A 16,146-nucleotide genomic window follows, 5' to 3' on the forward strand; every position below is an offset into this window, starting at 1 on the left:
TACACCGCATGAAGCGACTGGCTGGTCTTTCCGCCCTTGCCCTGATCATTTCCAGCACCAGTGGGTGTGGCTGGCTGTGGGGCGAGGATGGCTATTTCCGCGACCGCGGCAGCGATTACCTGCAGGCGCGCCCGACTGCGCCGATGCAGCTGCCGCCGGACGCCAGCAACGTCAAGCGCCTTGACCCGCTGCTGCCGATCCCACGCAACGTCGCCGACGACAGCGCCACCGGCGAATTCGAGGTGCCTCGCCCGCAACCGATGACCGGTGGCGCCGCCCAGGTTACCGACTACAGCCTGCAGCGCAGCGGCAGCAGCCGTTGGGTGCTGGCCCAGCATTCGCCGGCCGAGGTATGGCCGGTGGCTCGCCAGTTCTTCGAGGACAATGGCTTCCGCATCGCCGAAGAGCGCCCGCAGACCGGTGAATTCAACACCACCTGGCAGCGTTTCGACGAACTGTCGGCTTCGCTCGGCCAGCGCCTGGCCAGCACTGCCAGCAGCGCTGACAGCGAAGTGCGCGTGCGTGTACGCATGGAGCCTGGCGTGCAGCGCAACACCTCCGAGGTGTATGTGGTCAGCGTCGAGCGCCCGGCTGGCAGCACTGCCGAGCCCGATTTCCCGTCCACCTCCAGCAACACCGGTGCCGATGCCCTGCTGGTCGACGAAATGCTTGCCAGCATGAATCGCAGCGCCGAGAAGGGCGGTTCGGTATCGCTGCTGGCCGCGCGCGATTTCGACGCGCCAAGCCGCGTCAGCCTGAGCGAAGACGGCAGTGGCAACCCGGTGCTGTACCTGGGCGCCGACCTGGACCGCGCCTGGTCCAGCGTGGGTCGTGCCCTGGAGCAGGGTGGCGAGTGGCGTGTCGAGGACATCAACCGCAGCCTTGGCCTGTACTACATCAACCTGTCTGAAAAGCCTGAAGACAAGCAGAACCAGCCTGGCTTCTTCGGCCGCATGTTCGGCAGCGAACCGACCAAGGAAGAGCGTGAAGCCCGTGCCGAGCGCTACCAGGTTCGCCTGAGCAAGGTGGGTGAGAGCGTGCAGGTCACGGTCGAGAAGAACATCAACACCGTGGCCCCGGCCGATGTCGCCCGCCGCGTGCTGAGCGCCATTCAGGACCACCTGGGCTAAGTGCGCTTCGCGGTACTCGGAAGCGGCAGCCAGGGAAACGGCACGCTGATCGCCAGTGGTGACACGTTCATCCTGGTCGATTGCGGGTTCTCCCTGCGCGAGACCGAGCGGCGCCTGGCGCTGCTCGGCGTGTCGGCAGCCCAGCTCAGTGCGGTACTGGTCACCCACGAACATGCCGACCACGTGCATGGGGTCGGCTTGCTGTCACGGCGCTACAATGTACCGGTCTACCTCAGCCAGGGGACCTTGCGCGGCATGCGCAAGCCGGTGGAGGTGGCCGGTTTTCTCGCTTGTGGCCAAAGCCTGCGTATCGGCAGCCTGGAAGTGACCGCGGCGCGGGTCGAGCACGACGCCTACGAGCCGCTGCAGTATGTGGTCAGTGACGGCCAGCGGCGCTTCGGCATGCTGACCGACCTGGGCTCGTACGACGCGCTGCTGCTGGAGCGTTACCAGGGCCTGGATGCGCTGCTGATCGAGGCCAACCACTGCCGCGACCTGCTGGCACGCGGTCACTACCCGGCCTTCCTGAAGCAGCGGGTGGGTGGCATGCAAGGACATTTGAACAATCACCAGGCCGCGCGCCTGGTGCACGAGTTGGGCTGGAGCAACCTGCAACACCTGGTGCTGGCCCACCTCAGCAGCAAGAACAACCTGCCACACTTGGCTCGCCAGTGCTTCGTCGATACCCTTGGGTGCGACCCGGACTGGCTCCAGGTGGCGAATCAGGAACACGGGCTCGACTGGCGCGAAATCGCCTAGCCCAACACCTCAAGCAAGCGGAGCCCAATCATGGAAAAACGCGACGAACTCTACCGCGGCAAGGCCAAATCGGTTTACAAGACCGACGACGCCGACCGCTTGATCCTGCTGTTCCGTAACGACACTTCGGCGTTCGACGGCAAGCGCATCGAACAGCTCGACCGCAAAGGCATGGTGAACAACAAGTTCAACGCCTTCATCATGCAGAAACTGGAAGAAGCCGGCGTGCCGACCCAGTTCGACAAACTGCTGGGCGACAATGAGTGCCTGGTGAAGAAGCTGGACATGATTCCGGTCGAGTGCGTGGTGCGCAACTACGCCGCCGGCAGCCTGGTCAAGCGCTTGGGCGTGGAGGAGGGCATCAAGCTGGAGCCGTCCACCTTCGAACTGTTCCTGAAGAACGACGAGAAGGGCGACCCCTTCATCAACGAATCCCACGTTGTCGCGTTTGGCTGGGGCACTGCCGAGCAGCTGGCCGAAATGAAAAAGCTGTCGCTGAAAGTCAACGAAGTGCTGAGCAAGCTGTTCGATGATGCCGGCCTGCTGCTGGTCGACTTCAAGCTGGAATTCGGCGTATTCCATGGCCAGATCGTGCTGGGCGACGAGTTCAGCCCGGACGGCTGCCGCCTGTGGGACAAAGAGACCCGCAAGAAGATGGACAAGGACCGCTTCCGTCAGGGCCTGGGCGACGTTATCGAAGCCTACGAAGAAGTTGCCAAGCGCCTGGGCGTGCCGCTGTAAGCGGCGCGTTCACGCAAGCGCCTGATACCACGCGATTTTTTTTAAAAAAAGGTTTGCGTTTTAAAAGAACGCTGGTATGATGCGCGGCATTGGAGAGATGCCGGAGTGGTCGAACGGGACGGATTCGAAATCCGTTGTACTGGCAACAGTACCTAGGGTTCAAATCCCTATCTCTCCGCCATATTAAAGGCCCCGAGCGCTGTATAGCCCTCGGGGCTTTTTCCGTTTGGGGGAATTTTGGGGGAATGGGGGAACGTGTAATTCCCCCAAGCGTTCGCTATCATTCCGCCATGGCCTACTACGAAAAGCGCGGTGACAGCTGGCGGGCCCAGATTCGCCGCAAAGGATACCCAACTCTTTCCGCCACCTTTGACACCAAGGCAGAAGCCCAGCGATGGGCCGCCGAGATCGAGGGTGATATGTCGCGTGCGCGCTTTGTCGACATGCGCGAGGCCGAGAGCACGACCCTGTCTGAGGCCCTGGACCGCTACCTGTCCGAGGTCACCTCGACCAAGAAAGGCGCCAAGCAGGAACAGGTCCGCATCAAGAAGTGGAAGGAGCACAAGTTGGCCAGCAAGGGACTCGCGGCGATCCGCTCGAGCGACATGGCCACCTACCGCGATGCTGAGCTCAAGGAAGGCAAGTCGACGGCGACAGTCCGCCTCGACCTGGCGGTGATCAGCCACCTCTACACAGTCGCCACCAAGGAGTGGGGCATTGAAGGGCTGACCAACCCGTGCCGGGCGATCCGGATGCCACGTGGCAGCAATGAAAGGGATCGGCGCCCAACTCCGGCGGAACTCACCGCCCTATACAAGGCGGCCGGCCAGATGAATGCCCAGCTGCCGGTGTTCATTGAGCTGGCGGTGGAGACGGCGATGCGCCGGTCTGAGCTGCTAATGCTGCGCCGCGACCAGGTGCGCGGCAAAGTGGCCTACTTGGAAGACACCAAGAACGGCGAGAGGCGCGCGGTGCCGCTGTCCTCCCGGGCGATCGCCCTGTTGGAGGGCCTGCCCACGCCGATCGGTGGCGGCCGGTACTTCAACCTGGCCCTCAACACGATCAGCAACTATTTCCCCCGCGCCTGCGAGGCTGCTGGGATCGAAGGCTTGCGCCTTCACGACCTGCGCCATGAGGCAACCAGTCGTTTCTTCGAGCGAGGCTTCACGATGATGGAAGTCGCGAGTATCACGGGGCACAAGACCCTGGCGATGCTCAAGCGCTACACGCACCTCAGCCCGCAAGACCTCGCCGAAAAGTTAGGGTGAGGTTATCATGCCGGCTCTTCAAGCAAGATTGATCAAGGAAGCTAAATGAGGCAGCTGCCCGAAGGTTTGCGCAGGATATGTGTCGTTTTAGGCATGTCGCTTTCAATCGGTTGGGTTTTACTTCTGGCAATAGGAACTCGCTTTTTCACTAGAGAGTGGCCGATTGCATTTGTCGTGACGATAGCAGTGACCCCCTTCCTATACGTAGCGCCGTTCCTGCTTTCCCATATTGCATGTTGGGTGAAAGAAGGCTTCAGCGAGGGGCGAAACAGTAATCAATAGGCCTATCTCATGCGACGCCGCGTAGGGTCGGCGGCGTTTGTCTTTGCCTACCCACCTTGGGCTTCTGGTGGGCGCCGTCCCGAACCTCTCGCAGGAACTTACGCACGTCCTCTTTCAGCCAGCAGTGCCGGTTGCCCATCTTAAAGCTCTTGGGCAGCCACGGCACGCCGCGGCGAATCCCTTCCCTGATTGACGCCTCGGTGCGGCCCAGCAGCTTGGCCAAGCCCTCTACCGTCAACACCTCAGTCTCTTCACTCATACCTTCCTCCCGGCCTGACGCGCCAGATTCTGGTTGTCACGCTGATCTGTCACGTCAGCTGCCTCCAACTCGGTAATCACAGAATTGATGCCTGCCACGTAACTGCCTGGTCGGCCCGCAGTTGCACCCGCCAACCGTTCAACTACCACCTCAACCGGCGAGCCTCTTAGAGACGCGACCAGCTCAATCGCCCACTTCCTCGCCTCTAGGTACATGAAGCGGTTTACGGGGCGGGCCGGAGGCGCCGCCAAGGCTGAGGCCTTGCTGGGCTGATCAGCACCCTGGGTCGACGGGATCTTTGCGGCAGACCTCGATACGACAGAGTTGATCTGCCCGCGACCCCGCTTGAGCCCCATCGATTCGAGGATTTCCTTCGCTGCCTGGCTGATATCCCGCTTGCTCATGGCTAAGCTCCTGCTGCGATGAGGTTTCGAGCGATGGACACCATGTCATCGTGCTCGATGCTCTCTGCATGTGCGGCGTAATCCAGAACTCGCAGTGCCTCGTCCTTGTTGCGCGGCTTGATCTCCGACAGCAGCCCTTGGACGAACCAGTCACGAGCTATGGCTTCGTGCATCCCATCTCCCCATTCGCCAACTGCATGACGTAGGACATACAGCCGGTCCCAGTAGGCAATCTCGTGCAGGCAGTCATCGAGCGTGTGCGGCATCAGCTTTGCGTGTTTGCGGAAGCGCTTGGCCACCTGAGCCTTGTCGTTCTCGAAGTAGCTTTTGAAGCCCTTGCAGCGTTTCAGGGCCATCTCGCAGAACTGCTCGGCAGGCGTATCTTCAAAGATCGTCTCGCCTTCGAAGCGGGCCTGAGCCTCGGATGCCAGGGAGGCTTTCTCCAGCGACCCCTTGGCCAGCCCTTCAAGGTCGGCAAAGCCGAACGAGAACATCACTGCGAAAGGGTTGCCACCACTGTTGCGATTCACATAGTCGACGTACCGCCGCTCGATCTCTTTGAGTGGCGTCTTGATCTGCTTGGCTGCATCCAGCGCAGTGGCGATCGGCCCAGCCTGGCCGGTCTTGATCACCTCGCGCAGCCACAAGACGGCATCCACTTCCTTATCGCCAGTGACGGCCTTCTGTTTTGGCAGTACCTGAACTGCTGGCGCGGTCTCCGCGCTTGGTCGGATCGGGGGCAGGGTGAAGAGGGCGCGATGCGCCAGATTGTCAGTGAGCATTGGGTGCCTCTCCAGATTCAGCAACGGCGCGCATGTGCAGCTTGATGCCGCAGGACTTGGCCAGGTCGGCCAGCTTGCCGACGGTGGTGTTGGGATCTTGCAGTGCCTCCCCGAAGCGGATCAGGCGCTCGCCCAGTTGGCCGAGGTCGTCCTGAAGGTGCGGCCGGGTACCTTGAGTCAGCATGTGCGTCATGGCTGCTGCTCCGGCACCACCTGCTGCCGCATGGCCTCAACCCCAGCCAGGAAGATCAGGTAGTCGGCATGGGTGCGGTCGTCGACGAAGCCGCTCACCGGGCCTTTCTCCAACTCGGCCTTGCTGGCGCCAATAGGATTGGCGGCAATGAACAGGTCGCGAGGATCTACTGATGCTGGCGCGGCCTCGGAACTTGGCGCGGTGGAGGGAAGATCGTCGCCCTGGGCACGAATGCGCTCGAAGATTTCCTGGCGATGCACAGACACGCCGGCTGGGGCTTCGACCCCGACGCGGGTTTGCATACCCTTCACGCCGAGAATGGTGACAGCGATGTCGCTGTTGATGCGGATGGTTTCGCCTACGCGGCGGGTCAAGATGAGCATGATCAAACTCCTGTGAGGGGAGGGCGGCCCCAGCCGCCCCTCCATATCACTGCGCAGTGCGCAGCTCGTTCCGAGGCACCCAGCCGTTGCGTGTTTTCACCATGCCACCGCCTCGGTTTAAACACCGGACAGCGCCCTCACCGAAGGCGCTCACCGCTGCTTAGGCCAGCGCTACCTGCTGCTCGATACGCCGTGCCACCGTGCGCAGCTCGACCCGGCGCTCGCCACCGTTACCGCCACGGCGCACGCGAAGCGCAAGGTCATCACCGATCATCGAGTGCAAGGCCAGCACCAGCGCCAAGGTAGTAGCTACCGGGCTTATCAGGCCTTTCTGCATGGCCACCGCAACGAGCTGCGCACGGCGAGTTACGCCCAATTTCGTGGTCGCGCTCAGCACGCGCTTTTTGATGGAGTCGGGCTGAACACCCAGTTCACGGGCCAGCTCCTTCGAGGTCTGACCGCAAGCAATCCCCAGGACACACTGCACCTCGCGCAGAGACAGTTCGCGACCAAGGAAGCCCTGCCAGTTGCCGAGAGTGATCGAGGTTGCGGTGGTCATGGTGAGTGCTCCTTGCGCTGAGTGATGGAAGGAATATGTACTAAAGGTTCACTTAAAGCAAGAACCAAAAGTACATATTTTTCCGGCGCGCACAAAAAAGCCCGCGTTTTGCGGGCTTGGGTGCAGCTAGACAGCTACCCTAGAGTACAGACCTTGGCCACTTCGCATCAACGACTCGGCCTACGAGCACCCACTCACCATCCATTTCGACAGTTGGGAACGATGGATTTAGAGGCTTAAGGAAGGCCCGACCGGAATCCCAAATGAACTGCTTGAAGGTGGCCTCGTTGGTGTCGATCATCTTGGCTACCACAAATTGGCTGCTCTCAACGTCGAAGCCTGGAGCCACCAGGATCACCATGCCCTCAGGGAATGACATCCCGCTTGGCGAGGTCATTGAGGGGCCTTTTACCTTGAGCCAAAACCCGTTTGGTCCGGCCCAGGCGTCCGATGGGTGAACCTCGCACAAGGCGACGTTCGAAATCTCTACCGCTTCCATTGGCATCCCGGCCTGAACCCAGCTTATTTCCGGGTATTCGTAATACCTGACAGGGCCGGGAGTCGGCTCGACGTTAGCGTCAAAGCCTGACGTTTCATCCGTCATTCCACCCTTGCCGTATTCCAGCCATTCCACCCGAACTTTAAGCGCAGTAGCTAATGCCAGCATTTTCGCGCCGCCAGGCATTGACTCTCCGTTCAGCCACTTGCTGGCTGCCTTTGGGGTAACGCCGATCATTTTGGAGATGCGCGCCCCTGAGCCCCAAGACGGAATGTCTCGGGCGGTGAGGGCTTGTTTGAGTCTGGCAGCGAATGCGCTGCGCAATTCTTCTATCTGAACCATTCGTTCAATATTGCATGGGGTTGCATGTACTTTCAGTTCCGACATAGTATGTACTCAAGGTTCATATTTTCGCCGGAGACCCCCATGCAATCCCTAAAGAAGGCCATTGATGCCGCAGGCGGTGTCGTAGCGGTAGCGCAAGCTTGCGAGAAGTCCCCGCGCGCCGTGTACAAGTGGCTTTCTGCAGGGCGATTGCCGCGGACCGAATACACCGGAGAGACCATTTACGCTCAGCGGATCTGCGATCTGGCGGCGGCGAATGGCACCCCCATTGAAATTGCCGCCTTGCTGGCAAGCGCGCTCCCTACCCTGACGCAAACGATACCCCCAACTGCCACTCAGCACAGCTCCACTGGGGGGGCTGGTAATTCGTACAGTGCCGAGGCGGCCCAATGAAATCGTGCGCATTGCTGGCGCTGGCTGGGCGCAAATCGGTGTTGTCGACCGAGCTATTCGTCCAGGCGGAGTACGACCTGGACGAAGTGTTCGTTGAGCTTTGGGGTAGCGGCGCGCTGATCGGCTACGCCCGCCTAGTGCGGCGGGAAAGCGCCAGCGAGTTCAGGGCTGGCCGCCCTGTAGCAACGTTTGAATTAGTGGAATTGCTTTCGGCGCATTCTCCATGCCCAGGTCCACTAGTTTCGTTATCAGCTGTTTTGTGGTCTCGCCGGGAGCTTCGCGCAGAGCTTTCAGAATGCCGCTTTTCTGCTCATCGGGAAGGTTCGATGCCTGGACTTTTGCCTCAATCAACTGGCGGAGGGTGTCCTCGTGAAGCTTGACCGTTACCGTCCCAAGGATCGCTCCAAGACCGCCATCGTCTTCAAGGAAATCGATACCCCTGGCTGTGATGGTGGCGTGGTGAATCGCTCTGGTGCCACCGAGATACTGACTGTCGAGAAGGGTAACCAGCCCATGCTCCCTCAGGTAGTAGAGATTGCTCTGGCAATCCTCTTCATTCCCAAGGCTCGTGACCTCGTCCGATTCGTTCGGATAGCAGTCCCTAAGATGCTCCAGCAGCTCGCGCTGCAATGTACGACTTATCTTCATTTGCCGGGCCTCCGTGGCCTTCGTTTCGAGTGGAATCAGAACGATATCACGGATTGGCCCGGCACCCTTTTGCGGCCTGGGTAAACCCCAGACAGCAAAAAGCCAGCTCGCGAGGCTGGCTCTTTTAACACCGTCCCCGGCAAGGGACTTTTTGAATCTTCGTTCTGTAGGAGGACGAGATGCACCCAAAAAATACCACCGCGCCATCACTGGCGCAACCCATCCTCACCGCCGAAATCGGCTTCTTTGAAGCGCCGATCGATAACCGAGGCGTTCAACTGCTCAGCGTCTCGGCTGGCGCGAACGCCGAAGACGCTCTGCGCGCGGCTCGCACGCTCGCTTCAGGATTGAGCCAGATATCCCGGCACATGCACGACAGCCTGAACATGGGTGAAACGGCCTACTGCGATGGCATGGCTACCCTCAGCTTCCTGGGGGAGACTGTCAGCGCGCTAGTTTGGGCGGTTGAAAAGAGTGTTGCCGTCGCTGCTGGCCGCGGGGGTGAGCAATGAGACCTCAAGCCGAAACTCTCTCGAGCCCGTTCGCTACCTATGGTCTGCACGATGTGCTGGAGGCCGCTGGCGATATTCCTGTGCACGAATCCTTGGGTGCTGCCACGGATCGCCTCGAAGCCGTTGTGGCTGGACTGCGTGAGCTGATGCAGGAGCCGGCCGTCACTCATCACGCCACGCTCGTCTTCTACGCGGCGGAATCAGCGCTGGCGCTTGTGTATGCAGCTCACGCCGGAGTCGACCCTCAGCAGGATGGCGCGCCACAAAATGCTGCCTCTCCAGTTCGTGGCGCGGGAGGTGCAGCATGCTGACCGTACGAACTGAACTGATGCCAGCGCTGGCTGCTGGTGTGATCGTGCAGGACGTGACTCTCTCCGCAGAAGATATCGCTAAGTTCAACGAGGCTCGTGAGGCCTTCCGAGCGATCAAAACTATCTACTGGTCAAAGGTCGTCCCTGGGCTCGGCGGCTTCGAGAACCCCGTAGTGTGCGAGCTTGAGCGCCTCATGGAGCGAGTCGTCTTCGACACGCGAAATTTCCTGTACCCGCACCGCAACGCAGCTGCCTTCCATGATGCAAAGGATGTGGGAGGTGCGGCATGAACCTGGTCACCATCCACAACACTCAGCTGCCTGTAGTCGAGTTTCGCGGCCAGCGCGTCGTGACACTTGCGATGATCGACCAGGTACATGAGCGGCCGGAGGGTACGGCGCGTCGCAACTTCAACGAGCATCGGGGCCGGTTTAGCCAAGAACGCCATTTCTTCGAAGTGACTGCGGACGATATTCGTACGCAGTCGATCGAGCAGGCATTCGCACCCAGGACTTCGAAGGGCGTCCTGATAACCGAGCGTGGCTATCTCATGCTGGTGAAGGCGTTCACCGATGACCTGGCATGGGAGGTTCAGGAGCAGCTGGTGGAGCGGTATTTCAGGCCAGCACCTGCGCTGGCTCCCGCGCTCCCCAGCGACTACATCACGGCCTTGGAGCACCTGCTGGCCTCGAAGCGTTCTGAGCAGTTGGCGCTGGAGCAGCGTGACCAAGCGATTGCCACCAAGGCGGAGATCGGCAGCCGGCGAGAAGCCACGGCCATGGCCACCGCATCAGCCGCTGTACGCAAGGTCATGCACTTGGAGAACGAACTTGGCAGGGGCTGTCAGCACGCCACTGTGGCGGCGGTGGAGAAGGCCGCCCGCCGAAGCTTCGGTAACCAGGGCTTCCGCCCGCTCAAGAACTGGTGCGACAGCCACGGGGTGTCCGCCCCGAAAGTCCAAGACTCTCGATTCGGCTGGGTTCGATCCTGGCCAGCTGCCGCCTGGGCGGCCGTCTATCAAATTGACCTAGCCGATCTGTTCGGCGCTGCTGGAGAACAACCATGCTGAAACTGAACGCTGCGAAAGTCCGCAAGATGGCCGAGATCTGCGAGAAGCCTGGGGTTTCCGAGAAGGTGAAGTTCATCTTGATCCAGCACGTAGCTCGCAACGCCGGCCAACACCGCAAGGAGATTTGGGCCGAGCGTCGTACGTTCAGTCGTCAGGCCGGGATCTTCGAAGTCGAAATGCCCGGCGCCCCGATGCAGATCGCAGAGCTCAAGCAGCGAGCTAATGACCATCGTCGGGAAGAGCTTAATCAGGTCGAGGGGCTCTTGGCCGGCATTGGAAACATGCTGCTGCATGACCGCGGCGAAGCCTTCGAAAAGATCGGGATTGGCACGCTGCTTGATCTGCTCGGCGTCAATCCTGTTCATCGCCATGGCTTGGATATCGGTGATTTAGATTGCGGCCTCGCAGATCTGATTTACGTCGAGCGCCTGGAAAACAGCGCAGATCGGAGCTCTGACCGTTGGGGGGAGGGCGGCCCACTGTTTGAGGCTTGCTTTGCCGCTGTATCCAATTGGCTGAGGACGGCACCCAAGGAAGACCTGCCTGATCTGTTCGGCCCGGGCTCACCCTTCGCCCGCGCCAAGCTTGTCCAGATCAATCCGCTGACGGATAGCGCGGGTCCCTCATCGGAGACTCTGCAATGACCAGGCCGTCTACCCCTCAGGCGCTCCAGCAGCGCGCTGGCGCAACGATCAACGCCGCGGCGTACCCGAGCTACGCAAACTTCCGGCACCTGCCGGAGGTGGAGCGTTGGGGCATTTACGAGCCGGCCAAGTCGGGATGGCTGACCAGGCAAGAACAAGGGCATGCGATGCCCGAATCCTACGACGCCTTCGTGCGCCGCATTACGGAGGAGCTTGATCTGTGAGCACCATCCTGATGACCGCCTGCTGGCCGCTCGAAATGAGCGCTGCCCAGAAGTCGGTCCTGATTTCCCTGGCGGATAACGCCAATGACGATGGCGTCTGCTGGCCGTCCATTGCCAGGATCTGCGAGCGCACTTGCCTGAAGGAGCGGGCCGTGCGTAACGCTATCCGGTGGCTGGAAAGTGTCAGCTTGCTGGTGGCGAAAGAGCGCGCCGGACGGTCGACCTACTACGTAGTAACCCCGGCATCTTATGCCCCCGGCATTAAATGCCCCCCGGCACCAGATGCCGCGGACCCCGGCACTACGTGCCCCACCCCCCGGCACCAGATGCCGGACACCCCGGCACCAGATGCCCCCAGAACCGTAATAGAACCCAAAGGTGAACCATCAAGGAACCGTAAGAGGGGAAATGACGGTTTCACGGTCGAGCAAATGCTTGAGCTGGCACCGCCTGATCTGACCGAGCAAACCGCCCGTGACTACTTCCAGTTCAGGAAGAAGAAGGGACCGCTCAATACGACGATCTGGAACACCGTGCTGAACGAGTTGGAGAAGTGCCGCCAGGCCGGTATCGACTCCGACAAGGCCCTGGCTGAAGCAATGACCGCTGGCTGGCAGGGCTTCAAGACCGAATGGCTCGTGAATCGACTCAAGCAGGACGCCTGGAGTGCCCCATCAACCGGGCCGCGCAGCGCAGTGCTGCAAGTACCTGCCCACCACCAGGAGATGTACCCTGATGACTACATCTAAATTCAGACCGGCGCCAGCCGAGCGTGCTGCAGGCATTGCCAAATGTGAAGCGCCTGGTCATGGCCAGTACGAGGCGAAGCAGGTCGAGCAGTTTGATGGCGGGTGGAAGGCGACTGAGTGCCCGCGCTGCCGCTGGGAGGCGCTGAACCTCCAGTGCGAAGCAAGCGTGCGAGACGCTGCGTACGCCGAGAGGGAAGCCGACGAGCTCAATCGCGACCTGTTCGCTACCGGCATCACACCGCGCTTCCGGGGCTGCACGTTCGACAGCTTCATCACCAGCGCCGAATCGGCCAAGGTCCGCGCGCAGTCTATTTGCCGGCGCTACGCCGAGGAGTTCGAAGGCCACTACCGGGCTGGGCGTGCACTGATGCTGCTGGGCGAGGTCGGGAACGGTAAAACTCACCTGGCCTGCGCCATCCTGCAGCACGTTGTTCGGGAGTATGGCGCCAAGGGCCTGATTGTAACTGCCGAGGCAATCATGCAGGCCGTGACGGACAGCTTCCGTAGCAATGCCGGGCCGTCGAAGTCCGACCTGCTGGCGGAGTTGGCCGCTGTCGACTTGCTGGTGATCGACGAGGTAGGCATGCACACGCCCCGCCCAGGCAAGGACTTCATGCCAAGCCTGTTGCACGAGGTCATCGACCGCCGCTACCAGCTTGTGCGCCCGACGATCCTGATCAGCAACCAGGACCGTGAGCAGCTACCAGCCTACATTGGGCCGCGAGCCATGGACCGCCTGCGCGAGAACGGCGGCCTGCTGGCGCCCTTCACCTGGTCGTCGGCGCGTGTCGGAGGGGTAGCATGATCAGCCCAGATTACGCGGCTTGTACACAGGATGTGTCACGGTTGCACAGCCCTGAGTCAGAACACGCCCTGATCGGCGCCATGATCCACCAGCCAGCGCTCATTGACGACGTGAAGCTTGAGGTCGGTGATTTCTACCAGTCCGACTGTGCCGAGCTGTTTGAGCTGCTGCTGGCGCTCAAGGCGAAGGGGCGGCAGATCGACGTGGTAACTCTGTCGGATGCCAGGCCGACCTTGGCAGACGGTCGTGGCACGTTGGCAGTGGCTGCTCACATCGCTCACAACACGCCGAGCGCGGCAAACTTCGCAGAGTACGCCCGAATCGTGAAGCAGCGGTCGGTGGCGCGCCGGGTAATCGCCGCTGCACACAGCATGTCGGAGCGCCTGAAGGATGGCGACTCACTGGACGAAGTGATGGCGCAGGGGCAGCAGGCCTGGATCGCCCTTGAGGCGGAAGGTCTGGATTCCCGCAAGCGGTACCGCTTCGTGGGCGAGATCCTGCCCGAGGCAATCGACGGGATTGATCGCCGGTTTAATCGTGAGGTGGTGCTGGGCTTCGACACCGGCCTGCCATCGCTCGACAAGTTCATTCCCGGCGTATGCCCTGGGCACATGGTCGTGATCGCTGGTGCCCCGGGTAGCGGCAAGACGACCCTGGGCCTGGGTATCGCAGAGCGAGTGGCGTTGGTGGCCAAGTCCACGTCGCTGGTGTTCAGCCTTGAGATGACGGACGTAGAGCTGACCAATCGCTCCCTGTCCTCGGTGGGCAGCGTACAGCTCAAGCACATCACCGAAGGCCATTCGATGGACGACGATGACTGGCCAGGCTTGACCGCTGCAGCCAACAAGCTCAATGGCGCACCGCTGATCTTCTGCGATGACGCCTCGCTGACGATGCGGGATATCCGGCAGATCTGCCGGACGGTCAAGCGCGAGCATGGCCTGGGTTCCGTCACCCTGGACTACATCGGTCTAGTCAACGGAGAGAGCAAGTCTGCCAGCAGGTACGAGCAGGTGACCGACATCAGCAAGTCGATCAAGCGCTTGGCGAAGGAGCTTGGCGTGCCGGTGATGGTGCTGGCGCAGTTGAACCGGGGCCCAAGCAATCGCGCCAACAAGCGCCCCACCAAGAGCGACTTGCGCGACTCAGGCCAGATCGAGGCCGACGCCGACGTGGTGGTGCTGGTTCACCGCGATAGCGAGTCGGAAGAAGGGCAATCGGGCGTCACCGAGCTGATCGTGGACAAGAACCGCCACGGCGAAACCGGTATCTGTCGAGTGCAGCACCAGGGTGCCTATCACCGGTTCGTCGAGCTGGTCGGGTATCAGCCGAGTAACGAGGAAGTCGAGATGGGCCGGCCATTTGCCCAACGTCACCGCACCAAAGGAGTTCAGTATGAAACTTTCTGATCTGTGGCCGGGCCACAAGCCGCCGGCGCGCACCCCAGCAAAACCAGTTGTCTCGGTGACCGTGACCAAGCGTGCCGGCGCTGAGCCGCCTGTTGCCAGTGGCAATACCCCTGCGCCGGCACCCAGCCCGCGCGGCCCCGTGGAGCTTCCGCCCACCCTGGTGGAGTGCGAGGAGCTGGAAGAAATCCTGGCCCGCGATGCCATCCGACTGGAGTGCCAGATCGGCGTGGCCGAAGGCAAGGCCAAGGCCGAGAAGCGATATGCCGATCCGGTCTGGTTCCACCGGGCCAAAGCCGCGCTGAAGCACATCAACCGCGACCGCCAGCGGCTCACGCAGCACATGAAGGCCCTGCGCATCGAGGCCAGGCGCAACTGTCCAGCCTGGCAGGCCCGCGACAAGGCCATCCTGCGCGAGCTGAACGCCCGGGTGCCGAAGGAGGTGTTCGACGAGTGCGTGCGGGTGGTGGACGAAGAACTGGAGGTGCTGCGATGAACCCGCTGAAACTGATTGCCCGGGTGCTGGCGCCTGTGCATGAGCAGCCAGGGTATCAGCCAGTTGTCACTGACGGGGTTGCCGTGCTCCCGCCAGGTTCGCAGGTGGTCAAGGTGAAGCAATACCCTGAAGCAGAGCGCATTGCCGCCTCGCTGCACGAGTATCCGGGCGATTGGGCTTGGGAGCACAAAGGACACACGCTCAAGCACTGCCCGACTGGCTTCGCGCTTTGGGTCGCCAACGAAGATTGGGGGCTTGGTGAGCGCGCGAACGGTGTAACTACGCGATTCTGCAAGGAGGAGCAGGCAATTGTGTGGCCTGCTGTGGAGACTTGGCTGGCTTCGCACAAAGTCGGTTTCTCTGGTCGCCTGCCCAAGGTGAGCATCACTTGCCGGAAGGGAACCTGGTGGTGCGTCGGTGAGGGGCATCCATGGGCCGGCGCCGGCGGATCACCAGCTGAGGCTTACCGGTCCTGGTCCCGAGCCGTATCAATCGAGGCGCGTGCCGATCAGCGCCCAAATGAAATCCTGCACGTATGGAGTGCCGCACTATGAGCAACGTAACTGCGGCATTGCCGCGCAAGAGTCTTACCGCCGTAGAGCGGGAGTTCCTGAGCAAGGGCAACCGCATGCTGCTAGACGTGCCTAACGGTCGACTGGCTTCGGCAGCGCTGATGGACATCGTGACCGACTGGCACGGCTCCCGGGCTACCCAGGGCTTCGAGCAATATGCAAAGGCCTGGATCATCCAGGGCGGCGCCAAGAACAAACACGCCGACAAGCTGCTGCGCGAGCTGTTCGGGCTGGACACCGACCCAGCGCCCCGGAGGGCTGCATGAAGAAACGAACCTACGTGGACAAGGCGCTGGGCGATACCGAGTACCTGCTGGAGCAGTGGGGCTGGTGGCGGATGAGTGAGATGGGTGTGCCCCGGTACGTGTCGCCGCTTTACGCGCTCATGCGTGACAACGTGCCTAGTGAAGGAGGTGCCCGGCAGCATGTGATCACTGACGACCTGGCCCTGATCATCGACGGCGCTGTGGCCAGGCTGACGAAGCGCAACCAGCAGATGGGGGATTTCGTGTGGGCCTACTACGGATCGAAGCACCCGGCCATGCGAGTTGGAAGGGAGGCGGGCATGTCCGAGCGCAAGGCGCGGGAGATCATCAAGGCCGGCGTTGCATGGATCGATTGTGCGCTCGAAGAAATTCGAGAGGCTGCGTAAAAAGTTCTATGCGGGCGGATAAACACCTGTTTTCATAGCAGCGTGTCCAGCTTGCAACGTC

At 61.3% G+C, this 16,146-nt stretch carries 23 protein-coding genes, 1 tRNA gene and 1 pseudogene; 17 read left to right on the forward strand and 8 right to left on the reverse strand.

Translation table 11 applies throughout. The features are described from left to right. Positions 1-8 precede the first annotated feature (8 nt). From bamC to IMX18_RS03790, 5 genes are all read left to right on the forward strand, one after another. A complete protein-coding gene (bamC, locus tag IMX18_RS03770; RefSeq protein WP_004375223.1) occupies positions 9-1,130 on the forward strand; it encodes an outer membrane protein assembly factor BamC in 1,122 nt (373 codons plus the stop codon). Then, complete coding sequence (locus IMX18_RS03775) at positions 1,131-1,889, forward strand: MBL fold metallo-hydrolase (protein ID WP_015271459.1); 759 nt, start codon at positions 1,131-1,133, stop codon at positions 1,887-1,889. Between the two features lie 30 nt (positions 1,890-1,919). Beyond that, on the forward strand, positions 1,920-2,630 hold the full coding sequence (purC, locus tag IMX18_RS03780; RefSeq protein WP_004375217.1) for a phosphoribosylaminoimidazolesuccinocarboxamide synthase: 711 nt from the start codon (positions 1,920-1,922) through the stop codon (positions 2,628-2,630). A 91-nt stretch (positions 2,631-2,721) separates the two neighbouring features. Next, positions 2,722-2,811: transfer RNA gene (locus IMX18_RS03785), tRNA-Ser, on the forward strand. 109 nt (positions 2,812-2,920) lie between these two features. Continuing rightward, positions 2,921-3,898, forward strand: a complete 978-nt coding sequence (locus tag IMX18_RS03790) for an integrase (RefSeq protein ID WP_217190968.1) — start codon at positions 2,921-2,923, stop codon at positions 3,896-3,898. A 289-nt stretch (positions 3,899-4,187) separates the two neighbouring features. Here IMX18_RS03790 and IMX18_RS03795 read toward each other — a convergent pair whose 3' ends face one another. From IMX18_RS03795 to IMX18_RS03830, 8 genes and pseudogenes are all read right to left on the reverse strand, one after another. Then, positions 4,188-4,439 carry a helix-turn-helix transcriptional regulator gene (locus tag IMX18_RS03795; RefSeq protein WP_161551452.1) on the reverse strand — a complete coding sequence of 84 codons (252 nt, stop codon included), beginning with the start codon at positions 4,437-4,439 and terminating at the stop codon, positions 4,188-4,190. After that, a complete protein-coding gene (locus IMX18_RS03800; protein ID WP_217190970.1) occupies positions 4,436-4,843 on the reverse strand; it encodes a hypothetical protein in 408 nt (135 codons plus the stop codon). The genes IMX18_RS03795 and IMX18_RS03800 overlap by 4 nt, the downstream gene beginning before the upstream one ends. A gap of 2 nt (positions 4,844-4,845) precedes the next feature. Next, positions 4,846-5,625, reverse strand: coding sequence for a hypothetical protein (locus IMX18_RS03805; protein ID WP_217190972.1), 780 nt, complete (start codon positions 5,623-5,625; stop codon positions 4,846-4,848). Beyond that, entirely contained in the window at positions 5,615-5,818 is a 204-nt protein-coding gene (locus IMX18_RS03810; protein WP_217190973.1) for a hypothetical protein, read from the reverse strand. The genes IMX18_RS03805 and IMX18_RS03810 overlap by 11 nt, the downstream gene beginning before the upstream one ends. A gap of 203 nt (positions 5,819-6,021) precedes the next feature. Beyond that, positions 6,022-6,201 (reverse strand): annotated as a pseudogene (csrA, locus tag IMX18_RS27915) (carbon storage regulator CsrA); the annotation flags it as partial. A 160-nt stretch (positions 6,202-6,361) separates the two neighbouring features. Continuing rightward, on the reverse strand, positions 6,362-6,760 hold the full coding sequence (locus IMX18_RS03820; RefSeq protein WP_217190977.1) for a response regulator transcription factor: 399 nt from the start codon (positions 6,758-6,760) through the stop codon (positions 6,362-6,364). A 139-nt stretch (positions 6,761-6,899) separates the two neighbouring features. Beyond that, positions 6,900-7,646, reverse strand: coding sequence for a LexA family protein (locus IMX18_RS03825; RefSeq protein ID WP_225903918.1), 747 nt, complete (start codon positions 7,644-7,646; stop codon positions 6,900-6,902). A 513-nt stretch (positions 7,647-8,159) separates the two neighbouring features. Further along, positions 8,160-8,645: a hypothetical protein gene (locus tag IMX18_RS03830; protein ID WP_217190979.1), complete on the reverse strand. Its 486-nt coding sequence runs from the start codon at positions 8,643-8,645 to the stop codon at positions 8,160-8,162. 179 nt (positions 8,646-8,824) lie between these two features. Here IMX18_RS03830 and IMX18_RS03835 point away from each other — a divergent pair, with 179 nt between their 5' ends. The 12 genes from IMX18_RS03835 (at position 8,825) to IMX18_RS03890 (ending at position 16,085) form a co-directional block, all read left to right on the forward strand. Further along, positions 8,825-9,157 (forward strand): hypothetical protein, encoded by a 333-nt coding sequence (locus IMX18_RS03835; RefSeq protein WP_217190981.1) that lies wholly within the window; start codon positions 8,825-8,827, stop codon positions 9,155-9,157. Between the two features lie 304 nt (positions 9,158-9,461). Further along, the gene (locus IMX18_RS03840; protein ID WP_217190983.1) at positions 9,462-9,758 is read left to right on the forward strand and encodes a hypothetical protein; all 297 of its coding nucleotides are present in this window, start codon (positions 9,462-9,464) and stop codon (positions 9,756-9,758) included. Beyond that, complete coding sequence (locus IMX18_RS03845; protein WP_217190985.1) at positions 9,755-10,537, forward strand: ORF6N domain-containing protein; 783 nt, start codon at positions 9,755-9,757, stop codon at positions 10,535-10,537. The genes IMX18_RS03840 and IMX18_RS03845 overlap by 4 nt, the downstream gene beginning before the upstream one ends. Further along, on the forward strand, positions 10,531-11,181 hold the full coding sequence (locus tag IMX18_RS03850; protein WP_217190986.1) for a hypothetical protein: 651 nt from the start codon (positions 10,531-10,533) through the stop codon (positions 11,179-11,181). The genes IMX18_RS03845 and IMX18_RS03850 overlap by 7 nt, the downstream gene beginning before the upstream one ends. Continuing rightward, positions 11,178-11,405 carry a hypothetical protein gene (locus tag IMX18_RS03855; protein WP_217190987.1) on the forward strand — a complete coding sequence of 76 codons (228 nt, stop codon included), beginning with the start codon at positions 11,178-11,180 and terminating at the stop codon, positions 11,403-11,405. The genes IMX18_RS03850 and IMX18_RS03855 overlap by 4 nt, the downstream gene beginning before the upstream one ends. Further along, entirely contained in the window at positions 11,402-12,154 is a 753-nt protein-coding gene (locus IMX18_RS03860) for a helix-turn-helix domain-containing protein (protein WP_225903919.1), read from the forward strand. The genes IMX18_RS03855 and IMX18_RS03860 overlap by 4 nt, the downstream gene beginning before the upstream one ends. Then, positions 12,141-12,959, forward strand: a complete 819-nt coding sequence (locus tag IMX18_RS03865; protein ID WP_217190988.1) for an ATP-binding protein — start codon at positions 12,141-12,143, stop codon at positions 12,957-12,959. The genes IMX18_RS03860 and IMX18_RS03865 overlap by 14 nt, the downstream gene beginning before the upstream one ends. Further along, on the forward strand, positions 12,956-14,368 hold the full coding sequence (locus tag IMX18_RS03870; RefSeq protein WP_217190989.1) for a replicative DNA helicase: 1,413 nt from the start codon (positions 12,956-12,958) through the stop codon (positions 14,366-14,368). Before IMX18_RS03865 ends, IMX18_RS03870 begins: the two co-directional genes overlap by 4 nt. Continuing rightward, positions 14,355-14,861, forward strand: coding sequence for a hypothetical protein (locus IMX18_RS03875; RefSeq protein ID WP_217190990.1), 507 nt, complete (start codon positions 14,355-14,357; stop codon positions 14,859-14,861). The genes IMX18_RS03870 and IMX18_RS03875 overlap by 14 nt, the downstream gene beginning before the upstream one ends. After that, positions 14,858-15,415 carry a hypothetical protein gene (locus IMX18_RS03880; RefSeq protein ID WP_217190992.1) on the forward strand — a complete coding sequence of 186 codons (558 nt, stop codon included), beginning with the start codon at positions 14,858-14,860 and terminating at the stop codon, positions 15,413-15,415. The genes IMX18_RS03875 and IMX18_RS03880 overlap by 4 nt, the downstream gene beginning before the upstream one ends. After that, positions 15,412-15,699, forward strand: a complete 288-nt coding sequence (locus IMX18_RS03885) for a hypothetical protein (RefSeq protein ID WP_217190993.1) — start codon at positions 15,412-15,414, stop codon at positions 15,697-15,699. Before IMX18_RS03880 ends, IMX18_RS03885 begins: the two co-directional genes overlap by 4 nt. Next, the gene (locus tag IMX18_RS03890; protein ID WP_161551353.1) at positions 15,696-16,085 is read left to right on the forward strand and encodes an antiterminator Q family protein; all 390 of its coding nucleotides are present in this window, start codon (positions 15,696-15,698) and stop codon (positions 16,083-16,085) included. Before IMX18_RS03885 ends, IMX18_RS03890 begins: the two co-directional genes overlap by 4 nt. The last annotated feature ends 61 nt before the right edge of the window (positions 16,086-16,146 follow it).

It is taken from the genome of Pseudomonas shirazica (genome assembly GCF_015168335.1).
GTDB lineage: Bacteria > Pseudomonadota > Gammaproteobacteria > Pseudomonadales > Pseudomonadaceae > Aquipseudomonas > Aquipseudomonas asiatica.